Here is a 14,676-nt window from a genome sequence, read left to right as displayed (position 1 = left end):
AGTCCGCGGCGAGGGGTTTAGCGGCAAGATGTTTTTTGCCCCCTGACCCAAATGCAGGGGGCGCCGTGGCTATTTGATCAAGCCTTCAGCCTTCATGGCTGCGATAACGGCAGGACGCGCCGCGACGCGGGCGCGGAAGGCCACCAGATTGGGGTAGCCATTCAGGTCCAGGCCCACATATTGAGCCCAGTTGGTCACTACAAACAGGTAGCCATCGGCGACGGTGAAGGTGTTGCCCATCAGATATTGCTTGCCCGACAGTTCGCCATCGACCCATTTCAGACGCGACTGCAATCGCTCCATGGATGCTGACTTGGTCTCTGCTGGCGTGGTCGGTACAAACAGGGGTGAAAAGGTTTTGTGCAGTTCGGTGCCGATGAAAGTCAGCCATTCCTGCAACTGGTAGCGCTCAAACGTGCCATTGGCAGGGGCTAGGTGCTTGTCGGGAACCTGGTCGGCAATGTACTGAACAATGGCCGGACCTTCGCGCAGGCTCTTGCCGTTGTCCAGCGTCAGGAAGGGCACATAGCCCAGCGGGTTGACGGTGTAGTAGTCGGTGCCGTCGGGCAGCTTGTGGGTTTTGGTGGGTGCGGCGATGGCTTCAAAGGCCAGTCCGGACTCATGCAGTGCAATGTGAGGGGACAGTGAGCAGGCGCCGGGGGAGTAATAGAGATTCATGGGTGAGGGAATGCTTGAAAAAATGGAACTGCATGCTAGCGGGATTTGCCGCCGCATGCAGTTGCATAGGTTTAAACCCCGGCCTTGATCATGTCAGCCGCCTTTTCGCCAATCATCATGGTGGGCGCGTTGGTGTTGCCGCTCACCAGGTTGGGCATGATGGACGCGTCCACCACCCGCAAGCCCTGCAGGCCATGCACGCGCAGCGTGGCGTCTACTACGGCCATCGGGTCGCTGATGGGGCCCATTTTGCAGGTACCGACGGGGTGGTACTCGGTGTCGGAGTTCTTGCGCAAGAACTGCTCGATCTGCGCCACGTTGTTGCGCTCCACCAGGTACATCATCTTGCCGCGGTAGGGCTTCAGGGCGGCCGACTCCATGATGTCGTAGCCCATTTGCGTGCCCTTGATCAGGGTGGCCAGGTCGTCCGGGTGCTGCAGGAACGCGGGGTCGATCAAGGGGGCATCGGTGGGCTTGGCGCTGGCCAGGGTGACCGAGCCGCGGCTCTTGGGGCGCATCAGGGTGACATGCAAGGTGTAGCCATGGCCCAGGTGGGTCTTGCGCGTGTGGTCGTCCACAATGCCGGTGCACAGCGCCAGCTGGATATTGGGGTGTTCCTGGTTGCCTTCGGTGGAAATGAAGCCCTGGGTTTCGGCCACGTTGGTGGTGACCAAGCCGGTGCGCCTGTTACGCCACTCAAAAATGGACTTGATCAGTGCCCAGCCGCCTCGAAGAGAAACGCCCAGCGTGGCGTCCACACGGTGGGTGCGGTAGATCAGCACGGTGGTGAGGTGATCCTGCAGGTTTTGACCAACACCCGGAAGTTCATGTGCTACGGGGATGCCATGCTGTTTGAGATGCGCTGCCGGGCCAATGCCGGACAGCATGAGCAACTGGGGTGACCCGAAGGTGCCACCACTCAGGATCACTTCGCGGCGTGCCTTGACCTGCTGTGTGTTCCCGCCCTGCAGGTACTCCACGCCCGTGGCCCGCTTGCCGTCCAGCAGCACGCGGCTGGTGTGTGCTTCGGAGATGATGCGCAGGTTGGGGCGGCTGCTGTGGGGCGTGATGTAGCCTTTGGCGGCACTCCAGCGTTCGCCGTTCTTTTGCGTGACCTGCGCCGGTGCCACACCAAACTGCTGGGGGCCGTTGTAATCGGGGGTGCGGGGAATGCCTTGCTGTTCACATGCCTGGATGAATGCCTCGTTGAGGATGCTGGGGCTGCGCAGGTAGCTGACATTCAAGGGTCCTCCAACGCCGCGGTAGTCGGTGGCGCCAAAGCATTCGTTGTTTTCAGAACGCTTGAACAGGGGCAGTACATCCTGGAAGCTCCAGCCGGTGTTGCCCTGGGCAGCCCAGCCGTCGTAGTCGTTGCGGTTGCCGCGGGTGTAGACCATGGCGTTGATGGAGCTCGATCCGCCCATCACTTTGCCGCGCGGCTGAAAACCCCGGCGGCCATTGAACCCGGGTTGCGGCACCGTCTCGTAGCCCCAGCTGTTGATCTTCAGGGGCGCCGTGGCGGCAAAACCCAGTGGTGCGTGGATGAAGACCGATGTGTCAGGCTTGCCGGCTTCGAGCAGGCAGACGGACACATCCGGATCCTCACTGAGACGCCCCGCCACCGCACAACCTGCGGCGCCGCCGCCGACGACCACATAGTCAAATTCTTGCAAGTTCATAGGTTCTTATTTGGTGAGAAAGTCGAGATATTTGGTGGCGAATTTGCCGTAGGGAGGCCAGAGAAACTTCACTGCGCTAAACGGCGCCTGGTAGAAGACCGGACGCATTTTGGAGAAGGTGACAAAGCCCTCGTAGCCGTGGTAATGGCCCATGCCGCTGTCGCCTACGCCGCCGAACGGCAAGTCATGCTGAGCCGTGTGCAGCAGGCTGTCGTTCACGGTCACCCCACCGGACATCACATGGGTGATGAGATGATGGATTTGTTGCTTGCTGTTGCTAAACGGATAGAAGGCCAGGGGGCGGGGACCCGCGTTGATGGCGTCTATCGTCTCGTCCACATGCTGGTATCCAATCACGGGCAGCACCGGGCCAAAAATCTCGCGTGTTCGCAAATCGCAGTCGACCGGTGCGTTGAGCACGATGTGCGGCGCAATCTTGCGCGTGCTGGCATCCCAGGGTTTGCCGGGAATGAGGGGGACTAGCGTGGCGCCACCTGACTCGGCCTGCTGAAGGGCAGCCGTGATGCGATCGAAAGAACGTGCATCAATGATGGAGCTGTAGTCCACGCTGCCAAGGGCAGGATAACGGCCCGTCACGATCTCCTTGGCAAGCGTCACGAATTCATTGATCCTCTCATGGGGCACATACAGGTGGTCGACCGTAGTGCAGACCTGACCCGCGTTGAAGCATTTGGTAAACAGCAGCCGTTCAGCAGCAGTGCGCAGGGGGAAATCATGGCAGATAACGGCTGGAGATTTGCCGCCGAGTTCAAGCGTTACCGGACACAGGTTGGCTGCGGCTGCGGCCATTACCGAGCGACCGGTCTGACCCGAACCGGTGAAGATCAGGTGGTCGAACTTGAGTTTCGAGAACGCGATGCCCACACCGCCGGTTTCGTCGAAAAAGGCCAGCTTCTCTCTGGGAAAGTAGTGGGGTATTTTGTCGATCAGTAACGCAGCGGTGTGCCGCGAATTTTCGGACATTTTGACCATGGACCGGTTGCCCGCTGCGAAGGTGCAGATGAGGCCATTGAAGCTGGTCCAGATCGGAAAGTTCCAGGGAATGATGGCCCCCACGACTCCCAGTGGCTGTGGAATGACCTTGTTGGTCGCCCCCATGAAGTTCTTCAGGTCGACGCTGCGGCGCTGCGGCTTCATCCAGCTTTTCAGGTGCTTGATGGTGTGCTGCACGCCGTCGATCACACTGAAGATCTCGGCAAACAGGGTTTCGTGCCGTGACCGGTTTCCGTAGTCCAGATTGATTGCTTCGATCAGGGCGTCGCGGTGGTCACGAACGAAGCGTTGCAACGCCAGCAGGTCCGCCTTGCGTTCAGCAAAGCTGGGGGAAGGGTGCGCCATAAATGCATTGCGCTGGAGTTGCAGTGTTTCTTCCAGGTCATTGCGGCTGTTGTCAGCAGGCGCTGTTTTGCGAATCGGGATAGCGGGCATGGGCAGGGCCTCAAACAGGGGGTCAGGTCTGGTAGCTGGTGTCCAGGCGGTCCGCCTTGCGGATCAGTGCGGGCCAGGCAAACGCGCCACCGAGTCCGCCGGTCTGCACCCGCATGGCTTCCGCCACGCCTTGGACAATACGCGGGTCAACCTGCGTCAACGCGCCACCCGCCTGCGCACCAATCTGGATCTGGCAGGTGGACTCAAATGTGTACATTGCCAGAAAGGCATCAGCAATGGTCTTGCCCACCGTCAGCAAGCCATGGTTGCGCAACATGAGGAAGTTGGCATTGCCCAGATCGGCCTGGAGGCGTGGCTTTTCGTCGTCACGGAACGCGACGCCTTCGTAGGTGTGGTACGCCAGCGATCCCAGCACAAAGGTGGACTGCTGGCTGATGGGCAGCACACCGCATTGCTGGGCGCTGACGGCCACACCGGCACGGGTATGGGTGTGCAAAACGCAGCCAGCGTCTTCGCGTACCTCGTGTACCGCACTGTGGATCACAAAGCCGGCCGGGTTGACAGGGAAGGGCGACTCAATCAGCTTGTTGCACTGCTGGTCCACTTTGACGAGGCTGCTGGCGGTGATTTCGTCGAACATCAGCCCGTAGGGGTTGATCAGGAAGTGGTGCTCGGGGCCGGGGATGCGGGCGCTGATGTGGGTAAAGACCAGATCGCTCCAGCCATAGGCCGCCACCAGGCGGTAGCAGGCGGCCAGATCAACCCGCAATTGCCACTCTTCGGGGCTGACCTGGTCTTTGAGAGATGGGATGTTCATGCGCGGACTCCTTGTATTTGGTGGGCCTACCTTACCCGTCTGGTTGCTGCTAAACTGTTAATAAATTTACAATTTAGGGTAATCACTGAGAGGAAATGGATGACTTACTCAAAAGCCGAACTATTGCAGACCCTTTCCAGAAATGCGTGGTTTGGTGCCTTACCTATAGCGGAACGTCGGGCGATGCTGGCGGCGGCAGAGTTGCACCGTGTGGGAGCGGGCGAGATGCTGTACCGCAAGGGTGACACTACCGGCGGATTTTTCGGCGTGGTGCAGGGTGCCTTCAAGGTGTCTACGCTGGGGGAAGATGGCCGCGAGGGAATCCTGTCGATGATGGAGGTCGGTAACTGGTTTGGTGAGTCGTCGCTACTGGATGGTTTTCCAAGGCCGCACGATGTGACGGCGATGGTGGGCTGCGAAGTGTTGTTGATCAGTGCTTCGGCCTTTGATCGGCTGATGCAACGCCCCCCCTTTGCGCGGGCGATTGCTGGCTTGCTGTGTATCCGGGTGCGGGGGCTCTATGGGCTGGTAGAGGATGCCATGCTGCGTTCAACTCGAACCCGCATCGCACGGCGTCTGCTGGCTCTGGTGCGCGGTGATTCCGCCATGGAGCCAGACGCCAGGGCGGGTGTTGCGGTATCTCAGGAAGCACTGGCCATGATGCTGGGCATTACCCGTCAGACGCTCTCCAAAGAGCTGAAGCTTCTGGTACGCGATGGCGTCGTGACCCTGGGATATGGCCGCATCGAGATCGCGTCGTTGGCCGAGCTGGAATTGCGCGGCGCCTTGGCGTGACGGGATTTCGGGCAGCGCAGTGCCCCGTTTCGCCGGTCAGTGACTGAGGCGGCCGGCTGCCCACAGGACCTGACTGACAACGGCCTGGACCCCGTTGCGGCTGGCCTCGCCTTGCAGGCTTCCCTGGGCATCAAAGGCTTCGCCGGCTTTGGCCAGGGCAAACTGTTGCGGGCAGACCCAGCACTGCAGCGCCATCAGGAGGGGATTCAGATGGCTGAGCGATCGCAAGCCTCCGAGGCCCCCCGGCGACGCGCTGAGTAGCCCCACCACTTTGCCTGTGAACGGTTTTTTGCCGTCACCCCAAACCGGATCACCCTTCACCGGGCTGGAGGCCCAGTCGAGGGTGTTCTTGAGCAAGGCGGTGTAGCTGCCGTTGTACTCTGGGGAGCAGATGATCCAGGCCGGGTGCGCTTCCATGATCGTCTTGAGACGCATCACGTCGGGTGGTGTGCCCTGCGCTTCTTGGTCCGCGTTGTACATCGGGATGTCCAGGTCGGACAATTCGAGCAGCGTGACGTCAGCTCCTGCTTGGGTCGCCATCCCGGCGGCGGCGCGCGCGAGTTGGCGATTGAACGATTTTTGGCGGGTGCTCCCCGCAAAGAGTAATAGCTTCATAGCACCCATTGTCCTCATTCCTGCCCCCTAAATCGGGGTGCCCGGTAAAATCGCCACATGCTCTACCCACAGATTTTTGACGTCATCGTCGTTGGCGGCGGCCATGCCGGAACCGAGGCTGCACTGGCGGCTGCCCGCATGGGTTGCAAAACCCTGCTGCTCAGCCACAACATCGAGACCCTCGGGCAGATGAGTTGCAACCCCTCTATCGGCGGAATTGGCAAGGGCCACCTGGTCAAAGAGGTGGACGCGCTGGGTGGCGCCATGGCCCTGGCGACAGACGAAGGCGGCATTCAATTTCGCATCCTCAACTCCAGCAAGGGTCCTGCAGTGCGTGCCACCCGTGCGCAGGCCGATCGGGTTTTGTACAAGGCCGCCATTCGCCGCATGCTGGAGAACCAGCCCAATTTGTGGCTGTTTCAGCAGGCCGTGGATGACCTGATGGTGGAGGGCGACCGCGTGGTGGGCGCTGTCACGCAGGTGGGCGTCCAGTTTCGGTCCAAGACCGTGGTGCTCACGGCGGGCACGTTTCTGGATGGCAAGATCCACGTGGGCCTGAACAACTATGCGGCTGGCAGGGCAGGAGACCCACCGGCGGTGAGTCTGAGTGCACGACTCAAGGAGTTGAAGCTGCCACAGGGGCGACTGAAAACCGGTACGCCACCGCGGCTGGATGGTCGTTCGATTGATTTCAGCAAATGCCAGGAGCAGCCCGGCGATGGCATGCCCGGCGGGATGAGTTCCACCATGCCAGTGTTCAGCTTCATGGGCCGCGTGGAGATGCACCCGCAGCAAATGCCGTGCTGGATTACCCATACGAACGAGCGCACGCACGACATCATTCGCAGCGGGTTTGACCGCAGCCCCATGTTCACCGGCAAGATCGAAGGCGTAGGCCCGCGCTATTGCCCCAGCGTGGAAGACAAGATCAATCGGTTTGCCGACAAGGACAGTCACCAGATTTTTCTGGAGCCCGAAGGCCTGACCACCAACGAGTACTACCCCAACGGGATCAGTACCAGCCTACCGTTTGATATTCAGTACGACCTGGTGCGCAGCATGGCGGGGCTGGAGAACGCCCACATTCTGCGGCCGGGCTACGCCATTGAATACGACTACTTTGACCCGCGCGCGCTCAAAAGCAGTTTTGAAACCCGGCAGATCAATGGGCTGTTCTTTGCTGGACAAATTAACGGCACTACCGGGTATGAAGAGGCGGCTGCCCAGGGTTTGTTTGCGGGAGTGAACGCCGCGCTGCAAGCCGGTGCCTCTGCTGCCAGCTCTCCTGCATGGGGGCAGGACACATGGGTTCCCGGGCGTGACGAGGCCTATCTGGGGGTGCTGGTGGACGACCTGATTACCAAGGGTGTGACGGAGCCGTATCGGATGTTCACCAGCAGGGCGGAGTTCCGGCTGCAGCTGCGCGAGGACAATGCCGATGCCCGCTTGACCGAAACGGGTCGCAAGCTGGGCTTGGTGGACGATGCGCGCTGGGAGGCGTTTTGCCGCAAGCGCGATGCTGTTTCACGTGAAACAGAGCGACTGCGCTCCATCTGGGTCAGTCCGAAAAATCTGGCGGCGGCTGAGTCGGAGCGCGTGCTGGGTAAGACTATTGAGCACGAATACAACCTCGCGGATTTGTTGCGGCGTCCCAATATTGTGTACGCGGCATTGATGTCGCTGGATGGCGGGCGCTACGCCAGCCCGGAGTTGCCTGTCGTGCCAGGTGTTTCACGTGAAACAGAGGTGGTTGCCGATAGTGTGGCCCGTGCTGCAGCCATTGCGCAGAATGTGTTCGTGGGCTCCGTGGTGGAGCAGGTGGAGATTGCCGCCAAGTACTCCGGCTACATCGATCGTCAACGCGACGAGGTGGAGCGTTCGGCGCATTTTGAGAACCTGCGCCTGCCGGACGAGCTGGACTACCTGCAGGTGACCGCTCTCAGCATCGAGGCGCGCCAGCGTTTGAGTAAGCAGCGGCCTGAAACTCTGGGGCAGGCTTCCCGCATGTCAGGCATTACACCAGCCACCATTTCGCTGCTATTGATTCATTTGAAAAAAGGTAACTTCCGCGGATTTGTGGGTAATCCAGCGGTTGCTGGCGAGGTGATTGTTTGATGCGCCCTTTGGAGTTGGGGCTGCGTCAAGGCCTGGTTGACCTGGCGCTTGTGCTGGACGACGCCCAGGTTAACCGCCTGCTGGACTATTTGGACTTGATACAGAAGTGGACCAAGGTCTACAACCTGACGGCGGTGCGTGACCCCAATGAGATGCTCACGCACCATTTGCTGGACAGCCTGGCCGTGGTGGTGCCGCTGCGAAAGCAATTGGTCAATAGGGCGTTGCAAGCAGTGGTTCCGTCTGTGGACACGGCGGTAGCATGTCGATTGCTGGATGTCGGGTCGGGTGCGGGCTTGCCGGGGATTGTGATTGCCATTTGCTGCCCTGATATCACGGTGCACTGCGTGGACACGGTGGCCAAAAAGGCCGCATTTATTCAGCAAGTGGCGGCCAGCTTGAAGTTGCCCAACTTGCGGGGTCTGCATGCGCGGGTGGAGTCCCTCACGGAGCCGTACGACGTGGTGAGTTCCCGGGCCTTTGCGTCCTTGGCGGACTTCACGCGCTGGTCGGGTGCAGCATTGGGCGGGCAGGGCATCTGGATGGCCATGAAGGGTAAGCATCCTGCCGATGAGATGGCCATGGTGCCGGGCGCCGTAGAGGTGTTTCACGTGGAACAGCTGCTTGTGCCCGGCCTGGATGCCGAGCGCTGCATTGTCTGGATGCGCAGCAAGGTGACGTAAACTTGCGGTTTGCGTCTGGAAGGCTTTCCGGGCCAAGCTCCAAGGAACCCCCATGCTCGGCGTCACCGACTACGGCACGTTTGTTGTCACCATCATCGTATTTCTGCTGATTCCCGGTCCGGGAAACCTGGCGCTGATTACCTCGACCAGCAAGGGTCGCATCCGGGGTGGACTGGCGGCAACCTTGGGTGTGATACTGGGTGACCAGGTCTTGATGTGGTCTGCGGTTGCCGGTGTGGCGGCCTTGCTCAGTGCCTACCCCGATGCTTTTCATGCGGTGCAGTGGTTGGGTGCCGTTTATCTGGCGTGGCTGGGCGGCAAAATGTTGCTGGCCAAGCCAGGTTCCGCGCCGGTGCTGCACATCAAGCCGCACCATTACTTGCGCCAGGCACTCATGATTACCTTGCTCAACCCCAAGGCCATTTTGTTTTATATGGCGTTTTTCCCGTTGTTTGTCGATCCGGTTCGCCAGCAGGGGCTAACCACCTACGCGTTCATGGCGGCGACGATTGCAGTCCTGACCTTTGTGTATGGATTGATCGCTGTTTTGTTGACCCATTTTCTGGCCGAGCGCGTGCGGGCCAACCCCCTGGTTTCTCGTATTCTTGAAAAAGTGGCGGGCTTGTTCCTGATTGGTTTCGGCATCAAGCTAGCCGTCTCGCGCTAGCATGACGCCTGATTTGGTTTCACGTGAAACACGGCCCTTGAACGGTTTCCATTTTTCTCCTAATTAGCACTCCATGGCCAAAATCTTCTGTGTTGCCAATCAAAAAGGTGGCGTCGGCAAAACCACTACCACCGTCAATCTGGCGGCTGGGTTGGCCAAGGTGGGGCAGCGGGTGCTGATGATTGATCTTGATCCGCAAGGTAATGCCACCATGGGCTCCGGGGTCGACAAGCGCAAGCTGGAGTTGACGGTGTATGACGTGCTTCTCGAATCCGCGTCTATCGCCGAGGCCCGCGTGCAAAGCGACAAATTGAAGGAGGGCGGCTGCAGCTACGATATTCTGGGTGCCAACCGCGAACTGGCAGGGGCCGAGGTGGAACTGGTGGAAGTGGAGCGCCGCGAGAAGCGCCTCAAGCTGGCACTGGCCGAGGTCAGCGACGCGTACGACTTTGTGCTCATCGATTGCCCGCCCAGCCTGTCTATGCTCACGCTCAACGGTCTTTGCTGCGCCCATGGGGTCATCGTGCCCATGCAATGCGAATATTTCGCGCTGGAGGGGCTTACCGATCTGGTGAACACCATCAAGCAGGTCAAGGCCAACCTGAACGACGACCTGCAAATTATTGGTTTGTTGCGCGTCATGTTTGACCCCCGCATCACGCTGCAGCAGCAGGTAAGTGACCAACTCAAGACCCACTTTGGTGACAAGGTGTTCAACACCGTGATTCCCCGCAATGTGCGGCTGGCAGAGGCTCCGAGCTATGGGCTTCCAGGTGTGGTGTTCGACCCATCCTCCAAGGGAGCGCAGGCGTTTGTGATGTTTGCGCAAGAGATGGTGGACCGCATCAAGGCGATGTAAATGAAGCCTCCGCACGTTCTCGTCCTGCCAGGCTGGCAAAACTCCGGCCCAGATCATTGGCAAAGCCGCTGGGAGGTGTTGCACGGCTATGTGCGCGTAGACCAGCACGACTGGATGCGCCCGCTGCGGGGCGACTGGATTGCTCGCCTCGAAGAGGTGCTGCTGGCGCAGGACGGCCCCAGCATTCTGGTGGCACACAGCCTGGGCTGCTTGTTGGCTGCAGCCTGGGCATCGCACTCGCGCAACACCCATCTGGTCACAGGCGCGCTGTTGGTGGCCCCGGGCGATGCTGAACGGGAAGAACTGCGCCCGGTGCTTACCAGTTGGGCGCCGATACCGATGAAACCACTGCCCTTCCAAAGTGTTCTGATGGGCAGTCACAACGACCCCTATTGCAGCCTGGCGCGTGCGCAAGCTTTCGCCAGCGCTTGGAACTCCGAGTGGGTGGACTGCGGTGCCGCGGGACATATCAATGCTGAATCCGGTCTGGACGACTGGCCCGATGGTCACGCGATCTTGATGAAATTAGCGAAGTAAAGAAAGAAAAAGCAATGGTTACCAAAAAACCCAAGGGCCTGGGAATGGGTCTGGAAGCACTGCTGGGCCCCAAGGTCAAAGACCGCGCGCCAGCAGAGATTGCCGAAGCCAACTCGGGTCTGTCCAGCACCTTGATGCTTGACGATATGGTGGCGGGTCAGTACCAACCCCGTACCCACATGGACGAGGGCGCGCTGTATGAACTGGCCGAGAGCATCAAGGCCCAGGGCATCATGCAGCCGATTCTGGTGCGCAAACTGGCGCAGGGTCCCAACACAGGCAAGTTCGAGATCATCGCCGGTGAGCGCCGCTTCCGTGCGGCCAAACTGGCCGGGCTCGACCGTGTTCCGGTGCTGGTGCGCGACGTGCCTGACGAGGCCGCCGCCGCCATGGCGCTGATTGAAAATATGCAGCGGGAGGACCTCAACCCGCTGGAAGAAGCCCACGGCCTGCAGCGCTTGATCAAAGAGTTTGGGCTCACTCACGAGCAGGCGGCGCAGGCGGTGGGACGGTCGCGCAGCGCCGCCAGCAATCTTCTGCGCCTGCTGAACCTGACCGAGGCCGTGCAGACCATGCTGATGGCCGGTGATCTGGATATGGGCCATGCCCGCGCCCTGCTGGCCCTGGAGCGCGCCACCCAGATCACGGCGGCCACCCAGATCATTGCCAAAAAGATGTCGGTGCGCGAAGCCGAGAGCCTGGTCAAGAAACTCGGTGCCGAATTCACGCTCACCTCCTCCAAGCCCAAAAAAGAGAAGTCCCGCGACCTCAAGCGGGTGGAGGAAGAATTGTCCGATTTGCTCATGGCGCAGGTCGAAATCCACATCAAGAAACGGGTCAAACGGGCAGGGCGCATGGAGGACATGGGCGAAATGGTGATCCAGTTTGGTTCGCTCGACGAGCTCAATGGCCTGATTGACCGCTTGCGCGCAGGCTAAACCCTTCCAACAATTGATCTGGCGACTTGCCGGTAGGCCCCGCGTTGGCCTACAGTGGGGCATGTCCCAATCAGGAGAGTTTATGGCTGTCAGTCTTCCCGTGGTGACCGTTCCGATGTCTGTTTCCATGCTTTGCGCGGTTGCGGTCCTGTGTGCCTTGAACACGGCACAGGCCCAAACGCAAGTGGTCAAGCCCGCCAAAGTGCAGTTGTGGATGGATGTGTCTACCGGGGGTATCGCCGGGTTGCCCGAGATGGAAATCCCGAGCCCTCCCGCGCACTATGGTGACGCCCGCAGTCTGCACGTCACGCCGCCCCGTATTGTGGATATCGCCCTGTGGAACAGCCACAAGCCAGGGGTGGAGGCTGTGCAGCAAATACCAACCGGCATGCGAATGGGCGAAAGCCTGCCGCTGGTGCCGCTGAAGCAGGAGCAGTCCGCAGGGCGTGAGCCCGGCGAGTACTCCAATGACCATGAGCCTCCCAAAGGCCGACTCCTGATGTACTGGGGGTGCGGTGAATCCGTGCGTCCTGGTCAACCCCGCGTAGTGGACTTCACCCCACTCAGCAGCGGCAATATGCAGGCTTTTGGCACCGCCTTCTCCGGCCGGTATGCGGCCGATCGTGGCGCACGCATCAAGCCGGGATACGATGTCTATCCCAATGAGCGCGAGCAGAAGACTCTGCCCAAAGACGGCTCACTCGTGGGGGACCACCGAATTGTTGGGGAAGGCATTCCTGACTCTTTCAAGTTCAGCCTGGCTGGCCCACAGGACATCATGTCTGCCATTGATTTGCAAAGCCGTGGGTCCTTGCAGGACAGCATTGCCCTGACTTGGGGCCGTGTGGCCAATGCCCGGGCCTACTATTTGCACGCCATGGCCACGCAGGGCGATGACGTCATCTTGTGGTCCAGCAGCGAAAGCAGTGATTCGGGCATGGGCCTGTTTGACTACCTGTCCAACAGCAGCATCGAGCGCTGGACACGCGACAAAATACTGCTCGGTGCGGACGTGACGCGATGCAGCATCCCCAAGGGGATTCTGGGCGGGCAGGCCGGGACCGCCTTTGTCCGCATGATGGCCTATGGGGGCGAGCACAACTTGGCCTACCCCCCGCGCTCCATCAACCCCAAAACTCCGTGGGAGCCTGAATGGTCGGTGCGCCTGCGGGTCAAGTCCCACACGATGGCGATGCTGGGGCAAGAGCCGTCAAACCGCCCGCAGGGAACCGGCGCTGCGACGCCTGAAAACCAGACGGCCCCGGAGGAAGCTGCCAAGCCACGTTCTACCTTGCCGGTCAATCCGGTCAACCTGTTTCGTGGCCTGTTCGGCGGCTGAACACGGGTTGAATCGCGAGCATGGCGTTGCGCTTACCTTGGCCCGCCCCGGCATTGCTGGCGTGGGGCGGCGCTTGGGGCTTGTTCGCACTGCTATCGGGTGCGGGTATGGGCATTCTGCCTGCGGTGGCCTCGGCATCTGTTCTGGGCGTAGGTTGGAGTTTGTTGGGGCAAACCTGGTGGCGGCGCCTCATGATTGGAGCGGGGTTTCCGCTGTCACTGGCGGTCTCCGGCGTTGCCACCTTGCCTGCGTGGGCATGGCTGGTTCCACTGGCCTTGCTGCTGCTGGTCTATCCCATCAACGCCTGGCGTGACGCACCTCTGTTTCCCACCCCCGCGCAGGCCCTGGACAGCTTGCCTGACCATGCCACCCTGGCACCCGGCGCGCTGGTGCTCGATGCCGGCTGCGGTCTCGGCCATGGCTTGACCGCCTTGCGCCGCGCCTACCCGCAAGTCCGCCTGCAGGGGCTGGAGTGGAGCTGGCCCTTGCGCTGGTTGTGTGCCCTGCGCTGCCCGTGGGCGCGGGTGCGTCAGGGTGACATCTGGCAGCAAGACTGGTCTGCATACGACCTGGTGTACCTGTTTCAACGGCCCGAGAGCATGGGCCGCGCCGCGGAAAAAGCCCGTGCCGAGTTGCGCGCCGGTGCCTGGCTGGTCAGTCTGGAATTTGAAGCCACCACACTGAAGCCAACCGCCCAATACCGCGCGCCCGGTGGCAAAATGGTGTGGCTGTACCGCGCCCCCTTGGTAACGTCTTCTGGAGCTTGACCATGCTATCCCCCCATTCGCCACCGCCCGACGCACCAATCCACGTACCAACCGACCCCGCTGAAATCCAGCACGCGCAGCAGGTAGTGGTGTTTGCGATGGCGACCCTGGCCGAGCAGCGGGAGTCGGACACCGAGAGCCATATTCTGCGGGTGCAGCGTTATGTGCGCGCACTGGCTACCAAACTGCGCAGCAACCCCGCGTTCACGGACGTCCTGAGCCCGGAGACGATTGACGTTTTGTGCACCAGCGTGCCACTCTATGACATGGGTTCCGTGGGCATCCCGGACCGGATTTTGCTGAAACCGGGGCGTCTGACACCCGATGAAGTGGCCATCATGCGCACCCACACGACCATTGGTTTTGAAGCCATTGTGCGCGCCGAAAAAACACTGGGCAGGCCTTCGCCACTTCTGGCCATCACCAAGGAACTGGTGTTGTCACACCAGGAAAAATGGGATGGCAGCGGCTACCCCCAGCGCCTCTCGGGCACACGGATTCCGGTCTCCGCACGCATCATGGCCATTGCCGATGTGTACGACGCACTCATCTCCAACAAGGTCTACAAGGCAGGCGTACCGCATGACAAGGCCGTGCAGGTGATCTTTGGCGAGCGCGGTGCACATTTCGACCCGGACATGGTCGACGCCTTCATCGAAATTCAGGATGAATTTGAAAGCATTGCACGGCGCCATGCCGATACGGACTCCGACATGCAACGCAAGATGGAATACATGGCCAACGCCATTGCAGACCACGCCGAGCTGTAGGCCGGAG

General features: G+C 60.5%; 15 protein-coding genes. 10 read left to right on the top strand and 5 right to left on the bottom strand.

All coding sequences use genetic code 11. The annotated features are described in order from the left end of the window. Nucleotides 1-69: 69 nt before the first annotated feature. The 4 genes from gstA to AC097W_RS07715 form a co-directional block, all read right to left on the bottom strand. Nucleotides 70-678: a glutathione transferase GstA gene (gstA, locus tag AC097W_RS07730; protein WP_479601907.1), complete on the bottom strand. Its 609-nt coding sequence runs from the start codon at nt 676-678 to the stop codon at nt 70-72. Nucleotides 679-749: 71 nt separating this feature from the next. Beyond that, nucleotides 750-2,357, bottom strand: a complete 1,608-nt coding sequence (locus tag AC097W_RS07725; RefSeq protein ID WP_479601906.1) for a GMC family oxidoreductase — start codon at nt 2,355-2,357, stop codon at nt 750-752. A 6-nt stretch (nt 2,358-2,363) separates the two neighbouring features. Beyond that, nucleotides 2,364-3,806 carry a coniferyl aldehyde dehydrogenase gene (locus AC097W_RS07720; protein ID WP_479601905.1) on the bottom strand — a complete coding sequence of 481 codons (1,443 nt, stop codon included), beginning with the start codon at nt 3,804-3,806 and terminating at the stop codon, nt 2,364-2,366. A gap of 22 nt (nt 3,807-3,828) precedes the next feature. Continuing rightward, nucleotides 3,829-4,584 (bottom strand): class II aldolase/adducin family protein, encoded by a 756-nt coding sequence (locus tag AC097W_RS07715; RefSeq protein ID WP_479601904.1) that lies wholly within the window; start codon nt 4,582-4,584, stop codon nt 3,829-3,831. A gap of 99 nt (nt 4,585-4,683) precedes the next feature. Here AC097W_RS07715 and AC097W_RS07710 point away from each other — a divergent pair, with 99 nt between their 5' ends. Further along, a complete protein-coding gene (locus AC097W_RS07710; RefSeq protein WP_479601903.1) occupies nt 4,684-5,379 on the top strand; it encodes a Crp/Fnr family transcriptional regulator in 696 nt (231 codons plus the stop codon). Between the two features lie 36 nt (nt 5,380-5,415). On the opposite strand, the gene AC097W_RS07705 is transcribed toward AC097W_RS07710, so the two are convergent. Beyond that, nucleotides 5,416-6,003, bottom strand: a complete 588-nt coding sequence (locus AC097W_RS07705) for an NADPH-dependent FMN reductase (protein WP_479601902.1) — start codon at nt 6,001-6,003, stop codon at nt 5,416-5,418. Nucleotides 6,004-6,051: 48 nt separating this feature from the next. Here AC097W_RS07705 and mnmG point away from each other — a divergent pair, with 48 nt between their 5' ends. From mnmG to AC097W_RS07660, 9 genes are all read left to right on the top strand, one after another. Beyond that, nucleotides 6,052-8,109, top strand: coding sequence for a tRNA uridine-5-carboxymethylaminomethyl(34) synthesis enzyme MnmG (mnmG, locus tag AC097W_RS07700; RefSeq protein ID WP_479601901.1), 2,058 nt, complete (start codon nt 6,052-6,054; stop codon nt 8,107-8,109). Further along, nucleotides 8,109-8,792: a 16S rRNA (guanine(527)-N(7))-methyltransferase RsmG gene (gene rsmG / locus AC097W_RS07695; protein WP_479602077.1), complete on the top strand. Its 684-nt coding sequence runs from the start codon at nt 8,109-8,111 to the stop codon at nt 8,790-8,792. The genes mnmG and rsmG overlap by 1 nt, the downstream gene beginning before the upstream one ends. Nucleotides 8,793-8,844: 52 nt before the next feature. Continuing rightward, nucleotides 8,845-9,459: a LysE family transporter gene (locus AC097W_RS07690; RefSeq protein ID WP_479601900.1), complete on the top strand. Its 615-nt coding sequence runs from the start codon at nt 8,845-8,847 to the stop codon at nt 9,457-9,459. Nucleotides 9,460-9,532: 73 nt separating this feature from the next. Further along, nucleotides 9,533-10,318, top strand: a complete 786-nt coding sequence (locus AC097W_RS07685; protein ID WP_479601899.1) for a ParA family protein — start codon at nt 9,533-9,535, stop codon at nt 10,316-10,318. Then, nucleotides 10,319-10,855: an RBBP9/YdeN family alpha/beta hydrolase gene (locus AC097W_RS07680; protein WP_479601898.1), complete on the top strand. Its 537-nt coding sequence runs from the start codon at nt 10,319-10,321 to the stop codon at nt 10,853-10,855. It abuts the gene before it with no gap. A 14-nt stretch (nt 10,856-10,869) separates the two neighbouring features. Further along, complete coding sequence (locus AC097W_RS07675) at nt 10,870-11,793, top strand: ParB/RepB/Spo0J family partition protein (RefSeq protein ID WP_479601897.1); 924 nt, start codon at nt 10,870-10,872, stop codon at nt 11,791-11,793. A gap of 82 nt (nt 11,794-11,875) precedes the next feature. Next, nucleotides 11,876-13,132, top strand: coding sequence for a hypothetical protein (locus AC097W_RS07670; RefSeq protein WP_479601896.1), 1,257 nt, complete (start codon nt 11,876-11,878; stop codon nt 13,130-13,132). A 20-nt stretch (nt 13,133-13,152) separates the two neighbouring features. After that, on the top strand, nt 13,153-13,899 hold the full coding sequence (locus AC097W_RS07665) for a class I SAM-dependent methyltransferase (RefSeq protein ID WP_479601895.1): 747 nt from the start codon (nt 13,153-13,155) through the stop codon (nt 13,897-13,899). Between the two features lie 2 nt (nt 13,900-13,901). Continuing rightward, on the top strand, nt 13,902-14,669 hold the full coding sequence (locus AC097W_RS07660) for an HD-GYP domain-containing protein (RefSeq protein ID WP_479601894.1): 768 nt from the start codon (nt 13,902-13,904) through the stop codon (nt 14,667-14,669). The last annotated feature ends 7 nt before the right edge of the window (nt 14,670-14,676 follow it).

The sequence above is a fragment of the Rhodoferax sp. GT1R46 genome (assembly GCF_056521285.1).
This window is presented reverse-complemented; position numbering and strand designations above follow the sequence as displayed.

Bases quoted from the DNA above. Each gene is read 5' to 3' on its own strand.
- AC097W_RS07670 (WP_479601896.1), top strand. From the start codon at position 11,876: ATGGCTGTCAGTCTTCCCGTGGTGACCGTTCCGATGTCTGTTTCCATG.
- AC097W_RS07665 (WP_479601895.1), top strand. From the start codon at position 13,153: ATGGCGTTGCGCTTACCTTGGCCCGCCCCGGCATTGCTGGCGTGGGGC.
- AC097W_RS07725 (WP_479601906.1), bottom strand. From the start codon at position 2,357: ATGAACTTGCAAGAATTTGACTATGTGGTCGTCGGCGGCGGCGCCGCA.
- gstA (WP_479601907.1), bottom strand. From the start codon at position 678: ATGAATCTCTATTACTCCCCCGGCGCCTGCTCACTGTCCCCTCACATT.
- mnmG (WP_479601901.1), top strand. From the start codon at position 6,052: ATGCTCTACCCACAGATTTTTGACGTCATCGTCGTTGGCGGCGGCCAT.
- AC097W_RS07715 (WP_479601904.1), bottom strand. From the start codon at position 4,584: ATGAACATCCCATCTCTCAAAGACCAGGTCAGCCCCGAAGAGTGGCAA.
- AC097W_RS07675 (WP_479601897.1), top strand. From the start codon at position 10,870: ATGGTTACCAAAAAACCCAAGGGCCTGGGAATGGGTCTGGAAGCACTG.
- AC097W_RS07685 (WP_479601899.1), top strand. From the start codon at position 9,533: ATGGCCAAAATCTTCTGTGTTGCCAATCAAAAAGGTGGCGTCGGCAAA.
- AC097W_RS07690 (WP_479601900.1), top strand. From the start codon at position 8,845: ATGCTCGGCGTCACCGACTACGGCACGTTTGTTGTCACCATCATCGTA.
- AC097W_RS07680 (WP_479601898.1), top strand. From the start codon at position 10,319: ATGAAGCCTCCGCACGTTCTCGTCCTGCCAGGCTGGCAAAACTCCGGC.
- rsmG (WP_479602077.1), top strand. From the start codon at position 8,109: ATGCGCCCTTTGGAGTTGGGGCTGCGTCAAGGCCTGGTTGACCTGGCG.
- AC097W_RS07720 (WP_479601905.1), bottom strand. From the start codon at position 3,806: ATGCCCGCTATCCCGATTCGCAAAACAGCGCCTGCTGACAACAGCCGC.
- AC097W_RS07705 (WP_479601902.1), bottom strand. From the start codon at position 6,003: ATGGGTGCTATGAAGCTATTACTCTTTGCGGGGAGCACCCGCCAAAAA.
- AC097W_RS07660 (WP_479601894.1), top strand. From the start codon at position 13,902: ATGCTATCCCCCCATTCGCCACCGCCCGACGCACCAATCCACGTACCA.
- AC097W_RS07710 (WP_479601903.1), top strand. From the start codon at position 4,684: ATGACTTACTCAAAAGCCGAACTATTGCAGACCCTTTCCAGAAATGCG.